The organism is Mesorhizobium sp. L-8-3 (assembly GCF_016756615.1).
Taxonomy (GTDB): Bacteria; Pseudomonadota; Alphaproteobacteria; order Rhizobiales; family Rhizobiaceae.
On the sequence record NZ_AP023262.1, the window covers coordinates 6374844 to 6398343 of the forward strand.

Below are 23500 nucleotides of genomic sequence, written 5' to 3' on the forward strand. Positions count from 1 at the left end.
GGTTTCCTCCGCCCAGGGGGCGCGGAGCACAAGACAAGAGGACGATCCATGCGTATCCTTATTGGCGCCGTTGCCGCGGCCCTCATGATTTCGACTGCAGCCTATGCCGCGGAGGCCGAGGGCCATATCAAGGCGATCAACAAGGACGCCCAGACGATCACGCTCGACAACGGCAAGTCCTACAAGCTTCCGGGCGAGTTCGACGTCGAAACGCTGAAGGAAGGCATGGAGATCCTGATCGCCTATGACGAGGTCGGCGGCGAGAACCTTATCACCGACATGGAACTGCCGGAGTAGCCGGGAAAGACCTCACGATCGGCGTCGGCTCCAGGGAACCGATGCGGCGATGAGGCAAGACCGGGAGCAGCGTTTCGATCGGTGCGCCAAGCCGTTTTCAGATCGCCGTTCTCAAATCCAGGTCAGTCAAAGCCAAGTCAGCGTGCCATTCTCGAGCATCAGCACACGATCCTGGGGCACGGGCAGAACAGCCGCCTTCTTCTGCGTCAGGTCTCCGATCATCCTGAACAGCACGCGGAAGATGCCGCCATGGGTCACGCAGACCGTGCGTGACGTCACTTCACCCAGCCACGGCGCCACGCGATCTTTCAGCATCTCGTAGCTCTCCGCGGCATCGCCGGGTGGCTGGAAATTCCATTTGTCCAGCGCGCGCCGGGCCTTCGACCCCGGCTCGCGAAGTTCCAGTTCGTCATAGGTGAAGCCTTGCCAGTCGCCGAAGTTCAGTTCGGCGAGGCGGGCATCGGTTCGGTAGGCGAACGGGTCGAGCCCCATCGCGCGACGAATGCGCTCCATGGTCTCGCGGGTCCGCCGCAACGGGCTCGCAACGAAATCGAAGCCGGAGGGATCGGCGATCAGCGCCTTGAGCGTCCGGCCGTTCTGCGTCGCCTGTTCCCGCCCCAGCGCGTTGATATCGGTCTCCGCCTGGCCCTGCAGCCGGTTCTCGGCGTTCCAGTCGGTCTGACCGTGACGCACGAAATAGACCGGAGCTGAGGTCGTCATCAGCCTTCTTGCCTTTCGCCTGCGGGAAACTGCGCTTCGGCGCGATCAGTCCTTGACCACCGAGATGTCGGGTGCGTCGACAGCCTTCATGCCGACCACATGGTAGCCGGAATCGACATGATGCACCTCGCCCGTGACCCCGCGCGACAGGTCGGAGAGCAGATAGAGCCCGGAATCGCCGACCTCCTCGATGGTGACCGAACGCTTCAGCGGCGCGTTGTACTCGTTCCACTTCAGGATGTAGCGGAAGTCGCCGATCCCGGAGGCGGCCAGCGTCTTGATCGGGCCGGCCGAGATCGCGTTGACGCGGATGTTCCTGCCGCCCAGGTCGACGGCGAGATAACGCACGCTCGCCTCGAGCGCGGCCTTGGCCACGCCCATCACATTGTAGTGCGGCATCACCTTCTCGGCGCCATAGTAGGTCAGCGTGAGCAGCGATCCGCCGTCGGGCATCAAGGCCTCGGCGCGCTTGGCGATGGCGGTCAAGGAGAAAACGGAGATCTCCATGGTGCGCAGGAAATTGTCGCGCGTCGTCTCGACGTAACGGCCGTCGAGCTCCTCCTTGTCGGAGAAGGCGATGGCGTGGACGAGGAAATCGATCTTGCCCCATTTGGCGGCGATGTCGGCGAACACCGCATCGAGGCTGGCCGTATCCGTGACATCGCAATGTCCGGCCAGATGCGCGCCGAGCTCAGCCGCAAGCGGCTCGACACGCTTCTTGAAGGCGTCGCCCTGATAGGTCAACGCGATCTCGGCACCCTGATCCGCACAGGCCTTGGCGATGCCCCATGCGATCGACCTGTTGTTCGCGACACCAAGGATGAGGCCGCGTTTGCCGGCCATCAGGCCATTTCCACCCGCCATTGATCAGTCTCCGTGACCCGTCTTGCCGACAGCCTATCGCACAGGCCAAGGGAGCCTTCAAGCATCGAGCCGGAGAATGCACGAAGGCATCGCCGCCTCCGGCCGCGCAGCCCGCATTCGGGCCTTATGCGCCGCTCCCAGGACGTATCAATTGATGAAGTAGCGCTGCCACTCGAAATCGGTGATGTGGCGGGTCAGCCCTTCGATTTGAGCAGGGCCTCGAGTTCCTTGTCACCATCGGGAAGCATTACCCGGACATGGGCATAGAGGTCGCCATGACCGCCCACCTTCTCCGGCAAGCCCCTGCCCTTGATCCGCAACACCTTGTCCGAACTCGACCAGGCCGGCACATTGACCGCCAGCCGCCCGGTCGGGGTCTCGACCGGCACCTTGGCGCCGAGCACGGCATCGCGCAACGACACCGGCAGGTCGGCATGCAGGTCGCGCCCTTCGATCCGGTAGCGCGGGTGCCTGCGGAAACGCACCTTCACCAGCGCGTCGCCGGGTTCGCCGAAGCCTTGCTCGCCTTGCCCCTTGAGCCTGATCGTCTGGCCGTCCTCGACATAGTTCGGCAGCTTCACCGAGATTTTCCGGCCGTCGGGAAAGATCGCCGCGACCTTGGCGCCGGTCGCCGCCTCCTCGATCGTGACATCGAGCCCGACATTGATGTCGGCACCGGACGGCGCGCGGCGGCCACCGCCCATGCCGGGACCGCCACGCTGCGAGAAGCCTTGACCGAACAGTTCGCTGAAGATGTCGTTCGCGTCGAACGTTTCCGCACCCGGCCCGCTGGTACGGAACTCGAAGCGCGTCCCGCCCGGCCCGTGCTGACCCTGCTGGGCGCGCCTGAACGCCGCGAAGGGATCGCCATGGGCGCCGCCTTCGAAGCCGTGGAACTTCGGCCTGCCCTCCGCATCGATCTCGCCGCGGTCGAAGGCCGCCCGGCTCTTATCGTCGCCGAGGATCTCATAGGCCTGATTGGCGGCGGTGAATTGTTCCTTCGCCTTCGGGTCATCCGGATTCTGGTCCGGATGATATTTCTTCGCGAGCTTGCGGAAAGCCGCCTTGATGTCTTTTGCCGTGGCGTTCTTGGCAACGCCCAGCACGTCATAGGGATCACGCATGCTTCTGCCTGCCGGGATGGAATTGGGATGCTCGGCCCTTATATGCGACCGACTAGGAACAAATTCCAGAGCAAGCCGGCTTCCGTATCAGGATTCGACGAATTCGAGCATGCGCCAGGAGCCGTCGCCCGCGCGGCAGGCGTCTCCGGCATAGAGCCGAACGCCGTCGAAGCTCTCGCGCGAGGCCTTGAACTTGCGGCAGAGCAAGCCCTTTCTGTCGTATTGGGTGAGCTGGGTTATCGCGCCGCGCGAGCCGGTATCCGAATTCGCCCAGGCAAGCCCGGTCGGACCCAGCACATCGAGATCGGCCGAAGAAACGGCGTTGCGGATCGTGGCCTCGTCCGATGTCCGGGTGGTATCCCGAGCCTGGTTCGTCTCGCCACCGACCGCGCTCGTCGTCAACGTATCGTCGATGCCGGCCTTGCCGACATCGACACCGCCGGCACAGGCGGCCAGAGGAGCGGCGGCAAGGAAGACGAAAGCGAGACTGAAGCAGCGCTTGGGTCGAATCTTGCGGTCCTCGAGGCTCAATGCTTGCGCTCCACGCGACAATCGGCCATCTCCCGGTGCAGCCACACCATTGCGAGCCGAGACTATGAGCGACCCAGAGTTAACAAGCGGTGACTTCACATCGGCAGAGGAGCCGTTCCGCCTCTTTGCCGCCTGGCTTGAAGACGCCACAAGGAGCGAGATCAACGACCCGAACGGCGTCGCCCTGGCGACCGTCGACCACGAAGGCATGCCCAATGTGCGTATGGTTCTTCTCAAGGGCTTCGACGAGTCCGGCTTCGTCTTCTATACGAATTTCGAGAGCGCCAAGGGCAGGGAGATTCTCGGCAGCAGGAAAGCTGCCATGTGTTTCCACTGGAAATCGCTTCGCCGTCAAGTCCGCATTCGCGGTCCGGTCGAAATCGTGAGCGATGCGGAGGCCGACGCCTATTTCGCCAGCCGCCCGCGCGGCAGCCGCATCGGCGCCTGGGCCTCGAAGCAATCCCGGCCGCTCGAAAGCCGTTTCGCGCTGGAGAAGGCGGTGGCCGAATACACCGCACGGCACCCGATCGGCGAAATACCGCGCCCGCCCTATTGGTCGGGCTTCCGGATCGTGCCGCGGTCAATCGAATTCTGGCACGACCGGCCGTTCCGGCTGCATGACCGGCTGGTTTTCAGCCGGACCGGCGAGGGAGCCTGGGAGAAGGAAAGACTTTATCCCTGAGGGCCAAGCGCCCGTCAGGCGCCTTCAGCAACGTGGCCGCTGCTGCCTGTTGCCGCTCCCGGTACCCGGGTCACGGCAATCCGGAGCGAACTGCGGCACCTCCGGCCTGGGCCTCGGGCGGGACAGCATGTCTCGATCCTGCTGGCGCTGCCACTGTTGTTCCAGCTGAAATTGCTGACGGTTCTGGATGCTCCTGAGTGCGTCGATTTCGCTTTGGCGGAACTGATTTGTCGTGCCCTGCACCGTGATGTCGATCGCGAAAGCGGTGCTGGAGAAGAACAGCGCCGAAGCAACCAGTGCCGGCACCATCACACGCATCGTTCGGTCAAGCATGGCCTTCGTCGCTCCGCTCGCAACCCCTCCATGCCAGATATAGTGCGTTGCCGGTTCCGTGGCATCCCCGACGCGACATCGGGGCGCAACGGCGTCAGCCGGCCTTCTTTCTCGACATGAAGGCCAGGAATGCGGCCCGTGCCTCCTCGGATTTGAGCCGCGCCGCGAAATGCGCGCCCTCCTCCTTGATCCGTGCGACCAGTTCCGAACGATCGCCCCGCATCAGATCGCGGGCGATCTTCAGGGCTTCCGGAGGCTTGGCGGCAATCTCCCGCGCCGCCGCCAGAACCGCCCCCTCCAGATGATCCTCGTCGACCACCTCATAGATCAGGCCGGTCGCCTTCGCCTTCTCGGCGGAAAAGCCTTCGCCCAGACCGAGCAGGGCAAAAGCCTGCTGGCGGCCGAGGATCGCCGGCCCGAGCAGGCTGGATCCTGCTTCCGGCACGAGGCCGAGATCGACGAAAGGCGTCCTGAACACCGAGCGCGGCGTGGCGAAGGTCAGGTCGCAATGAAGCTGGATGGTCGTTCCGATGCCGACGGCGATGCCGTCCACCCCTGCCAGGACCGGTTTGGCGGCGGTGGCGAGCGCCATCAGGAAGTCGAACACTTCCCTTCCATGCTCACCGCCCTGCGCCACCGCGAGGAAATCGGCGAGGTCGTTGCCCGACGAAAAAGCCCCCGGCACGCCCATGAAAACGCTGACGCGCAATTCCGCGTCGGCGTCGGCCTCCTTCAGGGCCGAAGCCATCGCCGCATACATGGCGCGCGTGATGGCGTTCTTCTTGTCCGGGCGGTTCATGCGGATGATCTGCACCGCACCCTGCCGCTCGATCTGAATGTGTTCGGTCACGATCTACCCTCCAGGTTTCTTGTCAGGCGGTCACCAGCGCGGCGCCAGCCGCCGCCAGACTGTCGGCACCTGTGATCACGCGCTCCTTCAGAGCCGTCGTCTCGCCGGCGAGATTCTCGGCGAAGAAGCGGCAGAGCGCGACCCGTGATGGCGAGCGGTCGGCGACCGCGCCCTTGGCCAGATAGGCAGCGCCGGCCGCGACGGCGAAGAGCCTGAGGTAAGGGGTCGCACCGGCCAGCGCTTCCTCGATGCGCCCTTCGGCGAGAGCCGCCTGCAGGAAACGCGTCGTTTCGGAGAGATCGTCCAGCGCCCTCTCGATCCGATCGGCCGAGTGGCCAAGCCCCTCGACATTCGACTGCCTCAGATCCTCGACGACGGCGGCCAGTTCGGAGATGTAGCCATGCACATGCTCTCCGGAGTCCTGCGGCAGCTTGCGCGTCACGAGGTCGATCGCCTGGATGCCGTTGGTGCCCTCATAGATCGGCGCGATGCGCGCGTCGCGCAGCAGGCACGCCGCCCCGGTTTCCTCGATGAAGCCCATGCCGCCATGCACCTGTACGCCGAGCGAAGCCACCTCGACGCCGATATCGGTCGAGAACGCCTTGGCGACCGGCGTCAAAAGATTGGCGCGATCCTGCCAATGCCGCCTGATTTCGCCATCGCTCGCATTAGCCATGTCGATGGCATGGGCACAGGCATAGCTGATCGCGCGGGCGATCCGGGTCAGCGCCTGCATGGTCAGGAGATTCCGCTTGACGTCGGCATGGTGGACGATCGGCGCCATGCCCTCGCTCGCCCAGTTCGCCGCCTTGCCCTGCCGACGTTCATTCGCATAGGCGATCGCCTTCTGCGTGGCCGTTTCGGCCACCGCCACGCCCTGCATGCCGACCGCAAGGCGCGCGTTGTTCATCATGGTGAACATGCAGGCCAGACCCTTGTTCTCCTCTCCGACAAGCCAGCCGATCGCGCCCGGCGCCCGGTCCTTGGCGAAGCCGTCGCCATAGATCATGGTACAGGTCGGAGAAGCATGGATGCCGAGCTTGTGCTCGATCGACGAGCAGAAGACGTCGTTGCGCGCGCCGAGAGAGCCATCGTCCTCGACGAAGAACTTCGGCACAAGGAACAGCGAGATACCGCGCGTGCCGTCCGGCGCGTCGGGTAGCCGCGCCAGCACCAGATGCACGATATTGTCGGTGAAGTCGTGCTCGCCATAGGTGATGAAGATCTTCTGGCCGAAGATGCGATAGGTGCCGTCGCCGACCGGCTCGGCGCGGGCGCGCAGCGCATTGAGGTCCGAGCCGGCCTGCGGTTCAGTGAGGTTCATCGTCCCCATCCACTCGCCGGACACGAGCTTTTCCAGATACTTCGCCTTGAGCGTATCCGAGGCGTGCTTCTCGATCGCCTCCACCGCTCCCATGGTCAGCGTCGGGCCGATGCCGAACGCCATAGAGCCGGAATTCCACATCTCGAGCGCGGCAACGCCGAGCATGGTCGGCAGGCCCTGCCCTCCGAATTCCGCCGGGCCGGACAGCGCGTTCCAGCCGCCCTCGACCCAGCGGCGATAAAGATCCTTCCATCCAGGCGGCATGGTAACGGCCGCGTCCTTCAGCACGGCGCCGTGCTCGTCACCGATGGCGTGCAGTGGCGCGACCTCCTCGGAGGCAAATCGCCCGGCCTCGCCGACGATGGCATCCACCAGGTCTTCCGTCAGTTCGGAAAAGGTTCCCGCATCCGTGGCCGCCTGCAGGCCGGCGACATGTTTGAGGGTGAAGACGATCTCGTCGACGGGCGCGCGATACATGAGTTCCTCCGTGTGGGGGCGAACGCCGTGGCGCCCGCTGGCCGTACCATCTCGCCGTTCGCTAGCGTCTTATTACGTAAACGTCAAATACAGGAATCATGATTGCGCATCATTCACGACGCGCGTTGCGTCGGATAGTCGAAAGGCAGCTGCGGCAGGAGCCGACGCTCGATCCGTTCGAAAAGGGACTCGATCATCGGTCGCAAGATCTACGGCCTGACCGCAAGGAATAATTAACCACGCCTCTCCATCATCGGTGTAGAAAGAAAAACGTATCCGGAAGCTGCAGCCGCCTTGGTTGCTCCGGTTCCGGATCGCATCGGCAAGCCATCGAATCGCATGCGGCTTCCGATCCCCGGGACTGCGCGCCGACATCGGCGGCAATGGCCCGGATTGTTCGGCAGACCGGAACGGAGTGTCGCGCGAGTGGGTTCATTATCGTTCGCAAGCTGGAAGCTCCTGGCCATCGCCTCGTCGATGCTGACCGCGCTCTCGCCTACGGCCCCACAGGCATCGGAATTCTCGGCGCCCTGGCGGCGGAGCGACCGTGCGCTCGTGGTCGACGCCTATGAATACAACACCATAGACTGGAAGAAGCTCGCCACCGACAAGCGCATTGTCGGCTTCATCGGCAAGGCTTCGGACGGCCTGGCGCCGCCCTACGCCTGTGGCGGCAACGAGACCGAAACCCGCCTGTGCAAGGCCTTGTTCAAGCGCCATGCCGTGGCGCGTGAACTCTTCCATACGCGCCGCATGGTTGCCAAGTCGCTCGGCCTCAAATGGGGTGCCTATCATCTCGCCCGGCCCGGCAATCCGATCGACCAGGCCAACAATTTCATCGACTTCGCCGAGCCGGAACCCGACGACCTGATCGCCATCGACATCGAGGACAACGATCCCGGGAAATGGATGTCGCTGTCGGATGCCGAGGAATTCGTGCGACATGTCCATCGCCGCATCGGCCGCTTCCCGCTGCTCTACACGAACGGCACGACCGCCAAATACGTCGCCGACAACCGCGATCGCTATCCGCTGCTCTCTCGCCTGCCGCTCTGGTATGCGCGTTACAAACCGGAGATCGGCGAGCATTTCCCGAAGGGGAACTGGCAGAGCTACACGCTCTGGCAATTCGCCTCGCAGTCCAACTGCAACGACCGGAGTTGCCCCTATCGCGTGCTGGGCACCGGCAACGACATCGACGTCAATGTCGCCTCGATGGACGCCGATGCGCTGCGCCAGGCGTGGCCGTTCGGCGGATTACTCGACGTGCCCGTCGAACTGATGGCAAGCGTGCCGGTTCCCATCGCCCGCGAGGCCGGACTGGCCGGCGACGTCACGCTGTCCTATGCACCGCTGGAGACGAACGGCGCGGTGGCGGCCCTCGATGCGGCGTTCCACCCGGGCGCCGAACCGCATCCAGGTCGCTACGGCGACATGACGGCCGGCGGAACCTCCCGCTGGGGACGGCTCGTGAGCTATATGGCATCCGTCAGGGACGAGGTGTTCGGCTGGTTCAGAGACGAACCTCCGTTGCCGGCAGGGATCGATCCGACGGTCACCGCGACCATTCCGGCAAGGACGGAGAGGAACTGACACGCGCGAGACCAGTTCGCCCGAGTGCCCTGGTAGCCAACGGACGACAAGATCGCCCGTTGTATCAGCCCACCCGGCTCTCGCGCTCGACGGCCCGCCAACCAATGTCGCGCCGGCAGAATCCATCGGGCCAGTCGATACTCTCCACGGCGGCGTAGGCCTTTGCCTGCGCCTCGCTGACGGTTTTGCCGGTGGCAGTGACGTTGAGCACGCGGCCACCATTGGCGACGATCTCGCCGTCGCGCAGCGCCGTGCCGGCATGGAAAATCTCGATACCGTCGCCGCCTGCTTCGGCGAGGCCGCGGATCAGCGAGCCCTTTTCCGGCGTGCCGGGATAGCCCTTTGCCGCCATCACCACCGTAAGTGCCGCTTCGTCCCACCAGCGTATCGACATGTGTGAAAGCTGCCCGTCGGCGGCCGCCTCCATGAGCACCAATATGTCGTCCTTCAGCCGCATCATCAGCACCTGGCACTCCGGATCGCCGAAGCGGACATTGTATTCGATAAGCTTCGGCCCCTCCTCGGTGATCATCAGGCCGGCGAAGAGCACGCCCGAAAAGCGCGCACCCATGTCCGCCATGCCGCGCATCGTCGGCTCGATGATCTCCTTCATCGTGCGCTCGATCATGTCAGGCGTCATGACCGGAGCAGGCGAATAGGCTCCCATGCCGCCCGTGTTCGGCCCGGTGTCGCCCTCGCCCACCTGCTTGTGATCCTGTGCCGTTCCGAAGGCAAGCGCCGTCGTGCCGTCACACAGGCAGAAGAAGCTCGCCTCCTCACCGGTCAGGAACTCTTCCACCACGATCTCGGCACCCGCCGCCCCCTCGAAGCAGGCATCGACGGCAGCGATCGCCTCCTCGACCGACATGGCGACCGTGACGCCCTTGCCCGCGGCCAACCCGTCGGCCTTCACCACGATCGGCGCGCCCTGTTCGCGCACATACGCCTTGGCCTCGCCGGCGTCGCGGAACCGGCTATAAGCGGCCGTCGGGATCCCATACTTCGCGCAGAGGTCCTTGGTGAAACCCTTCGACCCCTCCAGTTGCGCCGCCGCGGCCGAGCATCCGAAGACGCGGATGCCATCGGCTGCCAGCCGATCGGCGAGGCCCGCGACAAGCGGCGCCTCCGGCCCCACGACCACAAGGTCGATCGTCTCGTCACGGCAGAAGGCGGCGATCGCGTCGTGATCGTCTATCGCGATCGCCACGCATTCGGCCTCTCTTGCGATGCCGGGGTTGCCGGGTGCGGCGTAGAGTTTGGTCAGCAGAGGCGAAGCGGCGATCTTCCAGGCCAGCGCATGCTCGCGCCCACCCGAACCGACAAGTAGAACCTTCATGGGCAGGACCTCGGTGCTGACAGGTTCGGCATGCGGGCCTTTGCGGCCCATTCGCTATTGAAGCTCTCCGCTATTGCCACCCGCCGGCCAGGTCAAGCCGAACCTGAGCGTTTGGAAGCCTCATTGCCTGGCCAGCCCCGTCTTTGCGAACCGACTGAGCAATCGCGGCCAGCGCGTGGACGCCGCTGCCTCCAAGTGTCCGTGATCAAATCTTGATGTCCCCCCCGCGCGCCCGATTGACGGCGGCGCTGGGATCGACGATTTTCTGACGCATCGTTTCACCGTCGAGATTTTGCGGCCTGCCCCTGCCGGCAGCCTTTCTTGCGGTCGCCCCCTGACCCGATCACGCCGAAAGGCGCTCAGCAGGTTCCGCAAAACTGTTCCGCAGTTTTGCGGCGAGAGCCTGCGGCAAACAAGAATCGAAGCAGGCGATTCGTTGGCTTGCCGACGAAAGTCCGCTTCGGTCCGAAAACTGGCCTCGTCCTGTATTTTTCCAGTACTTTACAGGACCGCGTCGTTTTGCGGTGCCCTACGTCAAGGCAAGAAGGAGGGACGATTCGTCTCCTTGACGCCCGCGCCTTACACTGCCACTCCAGCGCCATGGAAACGATCCAGTCGACATCAGCTCAGGGGCGCGTCGCCGATGCGCCGAGTGGCCATTGGGTCTACAGGACCTTGCCGCGCCGGCTCTGGCCCTACGCGCAGCTCGCCCGCTGGGATCGCCCCATCGGCTGGTGGCTGCTGCTGTGGCCCTGCTGGTGGTCGGCGGCCCTGGCGGCCGTCGCCTATGCCTCGCCGGGAGAGCCGCTCGGCACGCTGCTGCCTTCGCCCTGGCATATCGCGCTGTTCCTGATCGGCGCCATCGCCATGCGCGGGGCCGGCTGCACCTATAACGACCTGGTCGACCAGGACATCGACATGAAGGTCGAGCGCACCCGTTCGCGGCCCCTGCCCTCCGGTCAGGTCACGCGCAGGCAGGCCTGGCTATTCCTCGTCCTGCAGGCGCTGGTCGGACTTGCCGTCCTGCTGCAGTTCAACGATTTCGCGATCCTGCTGGGCATCTGCTCGCTGGCGGTGGTCGCCGCCTACCCCTTCATGAAGCGCATCACCAACTGGCCGCAATTCGTGCTCGGGCTCGCCTTTTCCTGGGGAGCCCTGATGGGCTGGGCCGCCGCCTTCGCCGATCTCGACCCTCCGGCCGTCCTTCTCTATTGCGGCTCGATCCTGTGGGTCATCGGCTACGATACGATCTATGCCCACCAGGACAAGGAGGACGACGCGATCGTCGGCGTCCGGTCGACGGCCCGACTTTTCGGCGAGTACACAAAATACTGGCTGGCGGGGCTCTATGGCGGCGCACTGATGCTTTTCGCCCTGGCCTATGCCGCGGCCGAAGCGCCGATGCCGGCACTCGCCGGACTGCTTGCGGCGGGCGCCCATATGGCCCGGCAGATCAAGGTGCTCGACATCGACGACCCCGACCAATGCCTGAAGCTGTTCAAGTCGAACTCGACCGTCGGCTGGCTGGTCTTCCTCGGGCTGCTGGGCGGCGGCCTCTGGGTCGCGCTCAAGCCGTTGGTGTGAGGTTCCAAGATCATCGGGCGAAGGCCGGATCGACTTCTGCCCGATGCAGGTTCGAAAGGCGTCCTATTGGCGGGCGATGATCTCCTCGCCGTTGATCACCAGCCTCAGGCCCAGATGGCCGGATTTGCGGCGAGCCAGGAACCGTGGGCGGCGCGCAGCCGAGACCCGGCCCTTGCGCCGCTCCCGCACCGGCGCGGTCTTCACGGCGCCGAGCGATTCCTCCAGCGTGCGCGCCACCCCATCGGCCTCGATCAAGAGCATCGGCAGATGATAGGCGGCGGCCCATGCCCGCCAGTCGGCGGCAACGTCGTCCAGGTCATGAGCGACGAGCAGCGGCACCGACAGCATCGGGTCGTTGTGATGGAGTTCCAGAGTCACCGTGACGTGCCCGTCTTCATCCTCCATCGCTCGCGCGGCGACGCCGAGGAATGCCCTCGCCGGCAGGGCCACGGTCACCGGGAGGCCGCTCATGTTCAAGGTCCTGCGCACGACCGCGCCGCGCTGGTCCACCGTGAAGGTGACATCCCCATAGTCGTCGCGCGTCGCATAGCTCACCATTTGAGGCAAGCGGAAAGGGTCGAGCCGCATGTTGCGGCCCGCCCAGACTGGCTTCAGTCCGGTCTTCATCTACGCCTTCCTGTTATCCCTGAGAGCCGGTTTTCCCGGTCTTCCCGTGCCGGTTTTCCCGGCTTCGTTATGGCGTAGACACTAGCGCGGCATCCTTACCGCCGGGCTTAAGGAGTTCGGTTAAATTTTGCTGATCTCAGGAATGGTTATCGGTTTCCGACCGGGCACAACAAGTCGGCAAGAAGTCTGAAGCGCTGATTAAGATCAGACTGCAATGAAACCGTCAGATAACCTTGCCGGGATTCATGATCCCGGCGGGATCGAAGGCGGCCTTCACGCGGCGCATCAGATCGATGCCGATGGCCGGGGCAGTAGCCAGCAGTTCGTCGCACTTCAGCCGGCCGATGCCATGCTCGGCCGAGATGGAACCGTTGTGGGCTCGGACCACGTCGTGCACGGCCTTGTTCATCGGCTTGTAGAGCTTCAGGAAGCTCTCAGGTTCGACGCCGACGGGTTGCGATACGTTATAGTGCAAATTGCCGTCGCCCATATGGCCGAAGCAGACGACCCGCGCCGCCGCACTGACGGAGGCCACAGCCTTTCCGGCCTCGGCGATGAAATCAGGGATTGCGGCAACCGGTACGGAGATGTCGTGCTTGATGGAGGCGCCTTCCGGTTTTTGCGACTCGGACAGGGACTCACGCAACCGCCAGAAGGCGGATGCCTGCGCGAGGTTTGCCGCGATCACCGCATCGCCGGCAAGGCCGGCTTCGAAACCCTCCGAAAGGACATGCTCGATCAGATCGCGGGCATCGTCGGACGACCGACCCGAGGAGATCTCCATCAGCACGTACCAGGGCCACCCTTCCAGCGGGCGCACATTGCCCGGAATATGTCGCACCGAGAATTCGACCGCGATGTCGGCCATGAGTTCGAAGGCCGTCAGGCCGCTGCCGGCGCGATCGGATGCCAGCGAGAACAGATTGAGCGCTGCGGCCGGCGATTCCACGCCGATCCAGGCCACCTCCTTGCCTTTCGGCTTCGGGAACAGCTTCAGCACCGCCGCGGTGATGACGCCGAGCGTGCCCTCGGCGCCGATGAAGAGGTTCTTCAGGTCGTAGCCGGTGTTGTCCTTTTTCAGCTTGCGCAGGTCGTCGAGGACCTCGCCCGTCGGCAGGACCACTTCGACGCCGAGACAGAGTTCGCGGGCATTGCCATAAGCCAGCACGCCGGTGCCGCCAGCATTGGACGACAGATTGCCGCCGATCTGGCAGGAGCCCTGCGCGCCGAGAGAGAGGGGGAACAATCGGTCGGCGGCGTCGGCCTGCCGCTGCAGCGTCTCCAGCACGACGCCGGCCTCGGCGGTGATGGTGTTCGACAGAACGTCGATCTCACGGATACGGTTGAGGCGGGACAGAGACAGCACGATCTCGCGGCCGGAACGATCCGGCATCTGACCGCCGACCAGCCCGGTATTGCCACCCTGCGGAACGATCGGCGTGCGAGTCTCGGTCGCGAGCCGCAGGATGCGGCTCACCTCGTCGACATCAGCCGGTCTCAACACCAGGGGCGTCACGCCGGACCACAGCCCTCGCGGCTCCATAACGAAAGGTTCTATGTCGGACGGGGAGCGAAGCGCGTGGTTGACACCGACGATCTCGGCAAAACGGTCGAGTAGGGCAGAATCGATCGGTTCCATGCCGGGGTCCTTATGAATGCTGAACGGGCCTGTCACGCGGTGCCGCTGCGCGGGCGAGCCGGTCGTTGATCGCCTCCCCCAGGCCGGAAGCCGGGATCGGCTCGACGGCGATGGTCGCGGCGCCCGAACCGTCGAGCGACTGGAGATATGAAAAGAGGTTCGTGGCCGCCTCGCGCAGATCCCCGCGCTCAGAAAGGTTGAGCACTGCAACCGCTTCGCCGGTTCCCCTCACCCGCGCCGGGCCGAAGGCAAGCAATGCCTCGCCGGGGAGGACCTCGGCCGCATTCGGCCGGACACGGGCAGCGGGAGCGTAGTGCGAGGCGAGCATGCCGGGAGCCTCGATGCCGGGCGCCGCATTGCGGACGAGCCGGACGCCCGCGACCCTTTCGATGTCCTCGGCAGGGACGCCGCCGGGACGCAACAGCCGTAGCGCACCATCCTCAGATTTCACGATGGTCGACTCCAGGCCCACCGGCGTGGCCCCGCCATCGACGATCAAGGATATCCTCGTCCCGAGATCGGCCTCGACCGCCGCGGCGGTGGTCGCGCTCACCTTGCCCGACGAATTGGCGCTCGGGGCGGCCAGCGGTCGGCCGAGAGCGCCGATGAGGCCGGCGCCGAAGCCGCGCGGCATACGCAAGGCGATCGTCGACAGGCCCGCCGTCACCAGGGGATGGATGCCGGCGTCCGAGCGCAATGGAAGAACCATGGTCAGCGGGCCTGGCCAGAAGGCTTCGGCGAGCTTGCGCGACAATGGGTCGAAGACGCCGATACGTTCGGCCATGGCCATGTCGGCGACGTGGGCAATCAGAGGATTGAAGCGCGGGCGCCCTTTGGCCTCGAAGATGCGGGCAATGGCATCGCCATTGGTTGCATCGCCTGCGAGGCCGTAGACCGTTTCGGTCGGGATAGCGACCACCTCCCCGGCCCGCAGCAATCGCAGGGCACGGCTCTCGGCTTCGATAGCTGGCAGCACTTCTGACATTCTGTCGTGTTTCGCGTCGATCCCGGTGTCTTGATGTCGAAGCTCGCCTCCAGGCGACGTCGAAACCACGACACCGGCGACTGCCTATATCGCGGATGGGCGGCCGGCAAGGATCGAAGCCGCCATTTCATTAATCTCTGCGATGCTATCCTTCGCGCAGGGGCCGGCGCCCATACCCGATATCTTCTCGGGAATTGGTTCCGCCGGGCATGGGAACCGTTTGATATGGCGAGACTTTCTTCGATCTTGCTCTTACTGGTGTGCCTGGCGGCATCAGGCACCGCCCAAGCCTCCTCGCTGATCGTTCTCGAAGCGTCGAACGACCCGGTCGGCCCGTCGATGATGGTGGTCGGCGGACTGGAGCCGGCATCGCCCGAAGCGGCCGGCCCGTCGGATAGCGTGTCGGTCGTCGCAGTCGGCGAGGCTCCGCCAGCCGTTTCCGGAGAAAAGCTCTCCTCGATCACGAGCGATGCTCCGCAAAGCGGACCTCGGGCAGTGCCGATGGTGATCCGCGGCGGCATCGTCGGTGACGCCTTCACACGAAGCCTGCCGACACCGGCCCCCGCAGCTCAACCGCCCGCCGCCACCAGAGCCCCCGCGACGAGCCGCCCCGAGCCCGAAGCTCCCCTCGTCGGGCCGTCGGCCGAGTCCGAACTCGACCTTCGGTAGAGCGATGATCATCGGCGGAATGCCAAGGAGGTCGCCCATGTGTTATGGCGTCGCCATCGATCTCGGGGGTGCCTGATGAAAATCCGCTTCTGGCTGCTTGCAGCAGGTATGTCCGCGCTGCTTCCCGGCCTGGCGAGCGGCGACACTCTGCTCGGGTCCTATGTGGCGCGTATCTCCGCGAACGACCACCAGGCCAGTGACGGCTATCCGCTCGACACTGCGGCCCGGATGGTGCGTCAGGACCGCGCCAACTGGCACAAATTCGGATCGGGCGACATAGAGGACGAACACGATCCGTGGTTCGGTTCGGCGCAGGCTCGCGTCCGTTTCGAGGTGATGCTCAACAAGAGCAGCGCCATGACCGACGCCACCCGCCGCGCGATCGTCAGGGGAGAGCCGGTCGTGGAAGTCCAGGTCTATCGCCAGAGCGTCAGGGTTCGCATCATCGGCGACTGAACTCGTCGGCGACGACAGCCGCGCTCCGGGCGCTGGTGGCGACACCGCTATGATGAGGCTCCGATTCCTCGGGTGCGCCGCATGATATCGACCGTTGGAGCGCGACGGCGTGGCCCACTTGGCGCGAAAGCGAAGCGGCGCGGAGAGGCCGCGCCGGCGATTGAGGCCGGGTGGATGCTTCGGCATCCACACCCACTGGATGTAAGTGGGCCGTCAGCCGGCGATCCTGGAGAAATCGGCGACCTGATCCGTCGCGGCGCGGATGCGGGCCAGCAGCGCAAGGCGATTGGCCCGTACAGCGAGGTCCTCATCATTCACGAGAACACGGTCGAAGAATGAATCAACCGGCTCACGCAATGCGCTGAGTGCACGCATCGCAGCCGAAAAGTCTTCGTTTTGAATCGCTTGGCCGGCTTGCTTCTCGCCCTGATTCACCGCAGCGTCGAGTGCCTTCTCGGCCTCCTCCCGGAACAGGGAGACGTCGACGGCATCGGCGATCCGCGTCCCCTTCTTCTCTTCCGCGGCAAGGATGTTGGCCGCCCGCTTCGTGCCTGCCAGGAGGTTCTTGCCGTCCTCGCTGTCGAGGAAGGATCCCAGCGCCTCGACCCGGCGGACGATCATCAGCAGGTCGTCGTTCGCAGCGCCCTCCTGCTTGCCGCCGCTGGCGAGAACCGCGTCGATCAGATCGTGCCGCGCCCCTTGGTCGCGCAGATACACCTTGAGGCGTTCATGGAAGAAGGACAGGAGATCGAGAATGACCGGCCTGGCGCGCGCCGCGGCATCGGCCCGGACGCGCTTTTCGTGACCGCCAAGCGCATTGTCGAGGTCTTCCTCTCCGTCGACATCGCCGGTATCGAGCGCTTCCTGCCGCTCCTCATAGCGCAAGAGGTTCGCTGCGATCTCCGGCTCGTCGAACTGCGCATGGGCGCTCGCGAGCACGGCCAGCAGCGGAATGCGCCGCTCTCCCCACAGCGTGATCCGGATGACGCCGAGGGCCGCCCGGCGCAACGCGTAGGGATCTTTCGAACCCGTCGGCTTTTCGTCGATCGACCAGAAACCGGTCAAGGTGTCCAGCTTGTCGGCCAGCGCCACGGCAATCGAGACCTCATCGGTGGGAACCCGGTCGGACGGCCCCTGCGGCTTGTAGTGCTCCTCGACCGCGGCCGCGACCGAGGGGTGCTCGCCCTGGAGGACCGCATATTTGCGGCCCATCGCACCCTGCAATTCCGGAAACTCGCCGACGACCTCGGTCTGCAGATCGGCCTTGGCGAGCACGACTGCGCGATCGGTCAATGCGGGCGCGGCGCCGACGACAGGCGCGATGTCGCGCGCCAGTCCGCGAATGCGCTCCACGCGCGCGCCCTGCGTGCCGAGCCTGGCATGGAAGGTCACGCCGAGATGATCAAGACGTGCCATCCGCTGATCGAGCGGTTTCTTCAGGTCGAGCCCGAATTTCCCGGCCGACACCTTCAGGTCGGCGAGGTCGGGCAAATCCCCCTGATCGGTCCTCCAGAAATAGAGCGCATCCGAAAGCCGCGCGCGGACGACCTTGCCGTTGCCATGCGCGATCTCCTTGCCGCCGTCGCTGGCTTCGATGTTCGCCGTAAGGACAAAGCGGTTCGAGAGGGACGCTTCGTCTCCGGAGTTGCCGGGCAACCTGGTCACGAAGCACTTCTGGTTGGCCCGGATCGTCAGCCGGATGACCTCGGAGGGAATGCCGAGAAAATCCTCCTCGAAAGCGCCCATCAGCACGACCGGCCACTCGACGAGCCCGGCGACCTCTTCGAGCAACGCGTCGTCCTCGACCAGTTCGAGCCCGTTCGCGAAGGCGAGGTTGCGCGCATCGGCAAGGATGATCTCCTTGCGACGCTCGGCGTCGATGACCACTTTCGCGGCTTCCAGCTTCGCGGCATAGTCCTCGAAGCGGCGCACAGTGATCGCTTCAGGCGCGTGGAAGCGGTGGCCATAGGTCACATTGCCGGAGCGGATGCCGTCCACCTCGAAGTCGACGACGACCGGATCGGCGGTTTCCGGGCCGAAGGTACAGACGACAGACTGCAGCGGCCGCACCCAGCGGAGCGAGCCGGGCCTGGCCGATGCCGCGCCCCAGCGCATGGATTTCGGCCAAGGGAAACCCCGGATCACCTCGGGAAGCAGCGCAGCGATGATATCCTCGGCGGCCCGACCCGGCTTCGAGATATGGGCGACATAGAAGTCACCCTTCTTCGGATCGGAATGGACATGCGCCTCGTCGATGGACGACAGGCCGGCGGAGCGCAGGAAGCCCTGGATCGCCTGTTCCGGCGCCTTGGTACTCGGGCCCTTGCGCTCCTCGTGAATGTCCTTGGAGCGGGCCGTCAGGCCGCGTATGTCGAGAGTCAGTCGGCGCGGCGTCCAGTATTCGCGCGCCGCCTCGTAGCTCAGCCCGGCATCGACAAGACCATCCGTCACCATCTTCCTGAGATCGCCCGCCGCCTTGCGCTGCATGCGCGCGGGGATTTCCTCGGAGCGGAGTTCGAGCAGCAAGTCAGGCATCAGTGCTTCTCCGCCCGGATGGTCATTGCCGTTCCCATACGTTGCGCGCCGCCGACATGCGGCTGGCCGAACAATCTCGGGAAGCGAAGCTCTGGAAGGACTGGCATTGTCTGGCTCCGGGAAATGGGCTCGTCCGGCACGATCAGGCTGCGGCGGATGCCAGCCCGCCGGCTTCGGTCTGCAGGAACGCCTCGCCGCAGGCCTTCGCCAGATTGCGGACACGCAGGATGTAGCTCTGCCGCTCGGTCACCGAGATGACGCCGCGTGCGTCGAGCAGGTTGAAGACGTGGCTCGCCTTGATGCACTGGTCGTAGGCGGGGAAAACCATCTTGTGCCTCGGGAGATTGTCGGCGGAGGACGGAGCGCCGGCTTCGAGCAGCGCGCGGCACTCGGCCTCTGCGTCGTCGAAATGCCGCAGCAGCATCGCCGTGTTGGCGAACTCGAAATTGTGCCGCGAGTATTCCTGCTCGGCCTGCAGGAAGACGTCGGCATAGGTGACCTTGTCGTCGCCCTCGCTGCCGTTGAAATTGAGATCGAAGATGCTGTCCACCCCTTGCAGATAGGTGGCGAGCCGCTCCAGGCCGTAGGTCAGTTCACCGGCCACCGGCGCGCATTCTATGCCGCACACCTGCTGGAAATAGGTGAACTGGGAGACTTCCATGCCGTCGCACCAGCACTCCCAGCCGAGGCCCCAGGCGCCGAGCGTCGGGCTTTCCCAGTCGTCCTCGACGAAACGGATGTCGTGCAGCAGGGGATCGATCCCGATCGCCGCCAGCGAGCCAAGATAAAGCTCCTGCAGGTTCGACGGGTTCGGCTTCAGGATCACCTGATACTGATAATAATGCTGAAGCCGGTTCGGGTTGTCGCCGTAGCGGCCGTCTTTCGGCCGGCGCGAGGGCTGGACATAGGCCGCGTTCCACCGGCGGGGGCCGAGAGCGCGCAACGTCGTCGCAGGGTGGAAGGTGCCCGCGCCGACCTCCATGTCGTAGGGCTGCAGGATGACGCAACCGTAACGCGCCCAATAGTCATGGAGCGTCAGGATAAGACCCTGGAAGGAGCGCTTCGGGTCAAGATGATCGGGCAGGGTCTTTTCGGCCACGGGCTGTGTCTCGGCGGTCGGATGATATGCGCGCACGTCGTAACGACGCCGTCCCGACCCGTCAAGCTGGACGGAATCGCGCGAAATTGATCGTCAGCCCGATCTGGAGCAGCGCTATTTTCGGCCATGTACTTGAAACCGGCCGGAGGCTTCGCGCAATCTTGCGTGTCAGGTCACGAGGAGCCAGGCATGTTCGACCGGTCGACAGGAAATGGTTTGAAGCGTCCCGCGATGGTTCTCGGAGGCGCAATATCGGCGCTGCTGCTGGGCGCGACGCTGTCTTTCGCGGACAATTTTCCGACCAACGGCTTCAATGAACGCGACGAGGTGACCAACTGGCTTTGCGTCACACCCGGCTGCGACGTGCTGCGCCAACCCGGGAACCAGTGCATCTGCACCAAGGACAATCCGTGGGAGAGTAAGCTAAGCCGACTGAAGCTCACCTGCAGCAAACGGGAAAAGGGCCGCTGGGTGCCATGCCCCGTACCGCCCGACTACAGGGAGAAGCTGTGGTAGGACCGCGCTTGGCGGTCCTCACAACAGACAGTCGCAGGATAGATCGTTCAGTTGCCGGCTGGCAGCTTGAGTTCCTGCCCCGGCACGATGCGGCCGGGATCACCGCGCAATTGCGGATTGAGGTTCAGGATCTCCCTGTAACGGTTGCCGTCGCCGAGCGTCTCGACTGCGATGGACCAGAGCGACTGACCGGCTCGCACCTTGTAGGCGGCAGGAACCGGCGTCACCGTGACTGCCGCTGCAGCCGGCTGCGCGGCCGGCGCCGCTTCGCCCTTCTGTTCCTGTGGCGCGGGCGTCTCCGGCCCGGCGATCGCCGGCTGTGGCGTTTCCTTGGGAGCCTCCGCGGCGGCCTTTTCGGGAAGCGGCGGCAAGCCTTCCTTGAGCTTCTTCTCGACGCTCGCCATCACGTCGGGCTCGGCCTTCATGTCCTTGGCATGACGCCACTGGAAGGTCGCCTCGAGGCGACGCCCGACACGCCAATAAGCGTCGCCAAGATGATCATTGAGCACCGGATCGTCCGGCTTCAGCGACACGGCGCGTTCGAGTTCGCGAACGGCATCGTCGAAACGGCCGAGCCTGTAGTAGGCCCAGCCGAGAGAATCCACGATATAGCCGTCGCTGGGCCTCAGATCGACGGCCTTCTGGATCATCTCCAGGCCTTCGTCGAGATTGGTGTTCATGTCGACCCAGGAGTAGCCGAGATAGTTCAGCACTTGCGGCTGGTCCGGGAAAAGCTCCAGCGCCTTGCGGAAGTTGGGCTCGGCCTTCGACCACTCCTTCAGCCGCTCATAGGCGATGCCGCGCTGGTAGAAGATGTTCCAGTTCTCGCGCACCGGGTTGGGCAGCCGCTCGACCGCCTTGTCGTAAAGCTGCGCGGCATTGCGGTAGTCCTGTTTCAAGGCGTAGACTCCGCCAAGCGCCAGATAGGCACGCATGTCGTTCGGGTCGCCGTCGAGCAGCGCCTTCAGATGAACGATCGCCTCGTCATGGCGGCCGAGATCGGCAAGATTCAAGCCGAGTTGCAACTCGGAGACATGCTTCAACGGCGAGGACACCGGAATTCGCCTGTAGAAGGCAATCGCTTCCTCGGCATCCTTCTGCATTTCGGCGACGCCCGCGAGTTGCAGCAGCGCCTGGTCGTTGTCGGGCTCCAGTGCCAGCGCATATTGCAGATAGAGCCTGACGAAAGCCTCGCCGCCGCCTCGGTTCAGTGCAGTTCCGAGATTGAGCAGCACTTCCGTCGCACCGGAACGAGCGCCGTCGACCAGATGTGGAACCGGTTTGCCCTGTTCGATCGCCTCGCGCAGCGCGACGATCGGGAGGCGGCCCTGCGCGAAATCGTCGGCCTTGGCCAGAACCTCCATCGCCTTGTCTTTTTCGCCCTTGCGGGCGAGGAAACCTGCATAGGCTTCAGCGGAGCGTATCCACGTATCAGGTGCGGCGCCGCCGGCCGAGACATTCTCGAGCGCTTCCGCATAGGCCTTGTCGGCCTTGTCGGCGAGGCCGGCATTGTCGGCGATCAGGGCGCGATGATAGGTTGTGAAGAGCGTGTACCACTCGGGCCCCTCGATCTTCTCGAGATAGGAAACGGCTCCCGCGGCGTCGCCCCCGCCGAGCTTGGCCCAGCCGGTCATCAGGCTGGAGATCAGCCGATCGAGGTCCGATTCCAGTGCGAGCTTCAGCCAGGTTTCCGCCGCCGAATACTCCTTCTTGCGAATCGCATCGACCGCAAGCGCCACGCGCGAGAAACGCTCGACCTCGGGCTCGGTCTTGAGCCTGTCGGCAAGCGGCAGGGCCTGGTCGAACTTGCCCTGCGCGATAAGCGCGAGCATCAGGCTCTGCTGCAACTGCTTGTTGTCGGGATCGAAATCGAGAGCCCGGCGATAATAGTCCGTCGCACCGGCAAGATCGTTGTCGGTCTCGGCGATGCGCGCGGCCAGATAGGCTCCGGAGAATGTGCCGATCTGGATGGGAGCGGACGCTTCCGGCGGCGTTTCCTTCGCCTGGACCGCCTGGCCCGCGAGCACCAGCCCAGCCAGGGCTGCTATTCCTGCAAGCCGGTTGCTGCGTCTTGACGGCATCAATCTTCCTTCCTGCCGAAAGCTCCCCCGGGGGAGCCAGACTCAATCGCGGCATTGACCCCAAAGCATGGCCTTTTTGGGGACGCTCTTCAATCCGCCTCGCCTTCACATTCGGGTCACGAGGGCCACTGGCCCGCCACGTGGCGAAACTTCAGTTCACTCGGCTGATGCAGAAGTCGATCACGTCGATCAGCGCCGTCTTCTGGGCGGAGGCGTCGAGCGGCGCTAGCGCGTCACGGGCGATCTCGCCGAAATGACGGGCGCGACCGATCGTGTCGGCGATCGCGCCGTGGCGCGTCATGAGGCCGATCGCCCTCTCCAGGGCCGCATCGTCGGTGCCATTGTTCTCGATCGCCGATTTCCAGAACGCGCGTTCCGACGCGCTGCCGCGCCGATAGCTCAGGATGACCGGCAACGTCACCTTCCCTTCCCGGAAATCGTCGCCGACATTCTTGCCGAGGTCCTTGGCGCTGCCGCCATAATCGAGCGCGTCGTCGATGAGTTGGAAGGCCAGTCCGAGATTCATGCCGTAGGAGCGCAGAGCCGCCCGGTCCACCCGGCTCGCGCCTGCAATCACGGGGCCCACCTCGGCCGCCGCCGAGAACAGCGCCGCGGTCTTGGCCTTGATCACGGCGAAATGCTCGTCCTCCGTCGTCTCGAGGTTCTTGGCCGCGGCGAGTTGCATGACCTCGCCTTCCGCTATCACCGTAGCGGCCGTCGACAGGATATCGAGCGCATCCAGCGAACCGACGTCGACCATCATGCGGAATGCCTGGCCGAGCAGAAAGTCGCCGACAAGCACGCTCGCCTGGTTGCCCCAGATCGTGCGGGCCGTCTTGCGCCCGCGTCGCAGGTCGCTTTCGTCGACCACGTCGTCATGGAGCAGCGTCGCCGTATGCATGAACTCGACGCTGGTCGCGAGTTTCACATGGCCGTCGCCGGCATAGCCGAACATCTGCGCCGCGGCGAGCGTCACCATCGGCCGCAGCCGCTTGCCGCCCGACGAGATCAGATGATTGGCGATCTCGGGGATCATCTCCACGTCGGAGCCGGCTTTCGAAAGGATCAGTTCGTTGACGCGGGTCATGTCCACCGCCGTCAAATCGACCAGGCCCTTGATCGATGCCGCTTCCCTCTTGCCGCTTTCCAGGTTGAGAACGACGCCCAAAAAACCCACT

22 protein-coding genes are annotated in these 23500 nt (G+C 64.6%); 7 read left to right on the top strand and 15 right to left on the bottom strand.

Features of this window, described 5'->3' with window-relative positions:
* Positions 1-48: 48 nt before the first annotated feature.
* Positions 49-297, top strand: a complete 249-nt coding sequence (locus tag JN302_RS29595) for a DUF1344 domain-containing protein (RefSeq protein ID WP_202330085.1) — start codon at positions 49-51, stop codon at positions 295-297.
* Between the two features lie 126 nt (positions 298-423).
* On the opposite strand, the gene JN302_RS29600 is transcribed toward JN302_RS29595, so the two are convergent.
* The 4 genes from JN302_RS29600 to JN302_RS29615 all read right to left on the bottom strand — a co-directional run bounded on the left by JN302_RS29600 (position 424) and on the right by JN302_RS29615 (position 3536).
* Positions 424-1017 (bottom strand): histidine phosphatase family protein, encoded by a 594-nt coding sequence (locus JN302_RS29600; protein ID WP_202330086.1) that lies wholly within the window; start codon positions 1015-1017, stop codon positions 424-426.
* A gap of 45 nt (positions 1018-1062) precedes the next feature.
* Positions 1063-1881: an enoyl-ACP reductase FabI gene (gene fabI / locus JN302_RS29605; RefSeq protein WP_202307817.1), complete on the bottom strand. Its 819-nt coding sequence runs from the start codon at positions 1879-1881 to the stop codon at positions 1063-1065.
* Between the two features lie 194 nt (positions 1882-2075).
* Complete coding sequence (locus JN302_RS29610) at positions 2076-3005, bottom strand: DnaJ C-terminal domain-containing protein (protein ID WP_202330087.1); 930 nt, start codon at positions 3003-3005, stop codon at positions 2076-2078.
* A gap of 87 nt (positions 3006-3092) precedes the next feature.
* A complete protein-coding gene (locus tag JN302_RS29615) occupies positions 3093-3536 on the bottom strand; it encodes an RT0821/Lpp0805 family surface protein (RefSeq protein WP_244742288.1) in 444 nt (147 codons plus the stop codon).
* A gap of 64 nt (positions 3537-3600) precedes the next feature.
* Between JN302_RS29615 and pdxH the strand changes: the two genes are divergently transcribed.
* The gene (pdxH, locus tag JN302_RS29620) at positions 3601-4218 is read left to right on the top strand and encodes a pyridoxamine 5'-phosphate oxidase (RefSeq protein WP_202330088.1); all 618 of its coding nucleotides are present in this window, start codon (positions 3601-3603) and stop codon (positions 4216-4218) included.
* 24 nt (positions 4219-4242) lie between these two features.
* On the opposite strand, the gene JN302_RS29625 is transcribed toward pdxH, so the two are convergent.
* The 3 genes from JN302_RS29625 to JN302_RS29635 all read right to left on the bottom strand — a co-directional run bounded on the left by JN302_RS29625 (position 4243) and on the right by JN302_RS29635 (position 7202).
* Entirely contained in the window at positions 4243-4551 is a 309-nt protein-coding gene (locus tag JN302_RS29625) for a hypothetical protein (RefSeq protein WP_202330089.1), read from the bottom strand.
* Between the two features lie 94 nt (positions 4552-4645).
* Positions 4646-5401, bottom strand: a complete 756-nt coding sequence (locus JN302_RS29630) for a crotonase/enoyl-CoA hydratase family protein (RefSeq protein ID WP_202330090.1) — start codon at positions 5399-5401, stop codon at positions 4646-4648.
* Between the two features lie 22 nt (positions 5402-5423).
* Complete coding sequence (locus tag JN302_RS29635; RefSeq protein ID WP_202330091.1) at positions 5424-7202, bottom strand: acyl-CoA dehydrogenase; 1779 nt, start codon at positions 7200-7202, stop codon at positions 5424-5426.
* Between the two features lie 477 nt (positions 7203-7679).
* On the opposite strand from JN302_RS29635, the gene JN302_RS29640 reads away from it, so the two are divergent.
* The gene (locus JN302_RS29640) at positions 7680-8795 is read left to right on the top strand and encodes a glycoside hydrolase family 25 protein (RefSeq protein WP_202334489.1); all 1116 of its coding nucleotides are present in this window, start codon (positions 7680-7682) and stop codon (positions 8793-8795) included.
* Positions 8796-8859: 64 nt separating this feature from the next.
* Here JN302_RS29640 and purD read toward each other — a convergent pair whose 3' ends face one another.
* Positions 8860-10131, bottom strand: a complete 1272-nt coding sequence (gene purD / locus JN302_RS29645; protein WP_202307823.1) for a phosphoribosylamine--glycine ligase — start codon at positions 10129-10131, stop codon at positions 8860-8862.
* 600 nt (positions 10132-10731) lie between these two features.
* Between purD and ubiA the strand changes: the two genes are divergently transcribed.
* On the top strand, positions 10732-11715 hold the full coding sequence (gene ubiA / locus JN302_RS29650; protein ID WP_202307824.1) for a 4-hydroxybenzoate octaprenyltransferase: 984 nt from the start codon (positions 10732-10734) through the stop codon (positions 11713-11715).
* 63 nt (positions 11716-11778) lie between these two features.
* Here ubiA and JN302_RS29655 read toward each other — a convergent pair whose 3' ends face one another.
* From JN302_RS29655 to JN302_RS29665, 3 genes are all read right to left on the bottom strand, one after another.
* Positions 11779-12342, bottom strand: a complete 564-nt coding sequence (locus tag JN302_RS29655; protein WP_202307826.1) for a DUF6101 family protein — start codon at positions 12340-12342, stop codon at positions 11779-11781.
* Positions 12343-12565: 223 nt separating this feature from the next.
* Positions 12566-13981 carry an FAD-binding oxidoreductase gene (locus JN302_RS29660; RefSeq protein ID WP_202330092.1) on the bottom strand — a complete coding sequence of 472 codons (1416 nt, stop codon included), beginning with the start codon at positions 13979-13981 and terminating at the stop codon, positions 12566-12568.
* Positions 13982-13991: 10 nt separating this feature from the next.
* A complete protein-coding gene (locus JN302_RS29665; RefSeq protein WP_202307830.1) occupies positions 13992-14966 on the bottom strand; it encodes an L-threonylcarbamoyladenylate synthase in 975 nt (324 codons plus the stop codon).
* Between the two features lie 225 nt (positions 14967-15191).
* On the opposite strand from JN302_RS29665, the gene JN302_RS29670 reads away from it, so the two are divergent.
* Both JN302_RS29670 and JN302_RS29675 read left to right on the top strand, forming a co-directional pair.
* Positions 15192-15635: a hypothetical protein gene (locus tag JN302_RS29670; RefSeq protein WP_202330093.1), complete on the top strand. Its 444-nt coding sequence runs from the start codon at positions 15192-15194 to the stop codon at positions 15633-15635.
* A gap of 75 nt (positions 15636-15710) precedes the next feature.
* Positions 15711-16091 carry a hypothetical protein gene (locus JN302_RS29675; RefSeq protein WP_202307834.1) on the top strand — a complete coding sequence of 127 codons (381 nt, stop codon included), beginning with the start codon at positions 15711-15713 and terminating at the stop codon, positions 16089-16091.
* Positions 16092-16304: 213 nt separating this feature from the next.
* Here JN302_RS29675 and glyS read toward each other — a convergent pair whose 3' ends face one another.
* The gene (gene glyS, locus JN302_RS29680; protein WP_202307836.1) at positions 16305-18626 is read right to left on the bottom strand and encodes a glycine--tRNA ligase subunit beta; all 2322 of its coding nucleotides are present in this window, start codon (positions 18624-18626) and stop codon (positions 16305-16307) included.
* A gap of 142 nt (positions 18627-18768) precedes the next feature.
* A complete protein-coding gene (locus JN302_RS29685; RefSeq protein WP_202307838.1) occupies positions 18769-19725 on the bottom strand; it encodes a glycine--tRNA ligase subunit alpha in 957 nt (318 codons plus the stop codon).
* Positions 19726-19914: 189 nt separating this feature from the next.
* Here JN302_RS29685 and JN302_RS29690 point away from each other — a divergent pair, with 189 nt between their 5' ends.
* Entirely contained in the window at positions 19915-20241 is a 327-nt protein-coding gene (locus JN302_RS29690) for a hypothetical protein (protein WP_202307840.1), read from the top strand.
* Positions 20242-20288: 47 nt separating this feature from the next.
* Here the strand turns inward: JN302_RS29690 and JN302_RS29695 are convergent, their stop codons facing one another.
* Together JN302_RS29695 and JN302_RS29700 are read right to left on the bottom strand one after the other, a co-directional pair.
* Positions 20289-22322: a tetratricopeptide repeat protein gene (locus JN302_RS29695; protein WP_202330094.1), complete on the bottom strand. Its 2034-nt coding sequence runs from the start codon at positions 22320-22322 to the stop codon at positions 20289-20291.
* A 151-nt stretch (positions 22323-22473) separates the two neighbouring features.
* Positions 22474-23490 (bottom strand): polyprenyl synthetase family protein, encoded by a 1017-nt coding sequence (locus tag JN302_RS29700; protein WP_202307844.1) that lies wholly within the window; start codon positions 23488-23490, stop codon positions 22474-22476.
* Positions 23491-23500: the final 10 nt, after the last annotated feature.

Excerpts from the sequence above, each read along its gene's own strand:
- fabI (WP_202307817.1), bottom strand. The coding sequence starts at position 1,881 with ATGGCGGGTGGAAATGGCCTGATGGCCGGCAAACGCGGCCTCATCCTT.
- JN302_RS29595 (WP_202330085.1), top strand. The coding sequence starts at position 49 with ATGCGTATCCTTATTGGCGCCGTTGCCGCGGCCCTCATGATTTCGACT.
- pdxH (WP_202330088.1), top strand. The coding sequence starts at position 3,601 with ATGAGCGACCCAGAGTTAACAAGCGGTGACTTCACATCGGCAGAGGAG.
- JN302_RS29635 (WP_202330091.1), bottom strand. The coding sequence starts at position 7,202 with ATGTATCGCGCGCCCGTCGACGAGATCGTCTTCACCCTCAAACATGTC.
- JN302_RS29640 (WP_202334489.1), top strand. The coding sequence starts at position 7,680 with ATGCTGACCGCGCTCTCGCCTACGGCCCCACAGGCATCGGAATTCTCG.
- JN302_RS29695 (WP_202330094.1), bottom strand. The coding sequence starts at position 22,322 with ATGCCGTCAAGACGCAGCAACCGGCTTGCAGGAATAGCAGCCCTGGCT.
- JN302_RS29625 (WP_202330089.1), bottom strand. The coding sequence starts at position 4,551 with ATGCTTGACCGAACGATGCGTGTGATGGTGCCGGCACTGGTTGCTTCG.
- JN302_RS29670 (WP_202330093.1), top strand. The coding sequence starts at position 15,192 with ATGGCGAGACTTTCTTCGATCTTGCTCTTACTGGTGTGCCTGGCGGCA.
- glyS (WP_202307836.1), bottom strand. The coding sequence starts at position 18,626 with ATGCCTGACTTGCTGCTCGAACTCCGCTCCGAGGAAATCCCCGCGCGC.
- purD (WP_202307823.1), bottom strand. The coding sequence starts at position 10,131 with ATGAAGGTTCTACTTGTCGGTTCGGGTGGGCGCGAGCATGCGCTGGCC.
- JN302_RS29690 (WP_202307840.1), top strand. The coding sequence starts at position 19,915 with ATGTTCGACCGGTCGACAGGAAATGGTTTGAAGCGTCCCGCGATGGTT.
- JN302_RS29600 (WP_202330086.1), bottom strand. The coding sequence starts at position 1,017 with ATGACGACCTCAGCTCCGGTCTATTTCGTGCGTCACGGTCAGACCGAC.
- ubiA (WP_202307824.1), top strand. The coding sequence starts at position 10,732 with ATGGAAACGATCCAGTCGACATCAGCTCAGGGGCGCGTCGCCGATGCG.
- JN302_RS29665 (WP_202307830.1), bottom strand. The coding sequence starts at position 14,966 with ATGTCAGAAGTGCTGCCAGCTATCGAAGCCGAGAGCCGTGCCCTGCGA.
- JN302_RS29660 (WP_202330092.1), bottom strand. The coding sequence starts at position 13,981 with ATGGAACCGATCGATTCTGCCCTACTCGACCGTTTTGCCGAGATCGTC.
- JN302_RS29655 (WP_202307826.1), bottom strand. The coding sequence starts at position 12,342 with ATGAAGACCGGACTGAAGCCAGTCTGGGCGGGCCGCAACATGCGGCTC.
- JN302_RS29610 (WP_202330087.1), bottom strand. The coding sequence starts at position 3,005 with ATGCGTGATCCCTATGACGTGCTGGGCGTTGCCAAGAACGCCACGGCA.
- JN302_RS29675 (WP_202307834.1), top strand. The coding sequence starts at position 15,711 with ATGAAAATCCGCTTCTGGCTGCTTGCAGCAGGTATGTCCGCGCTGCTT.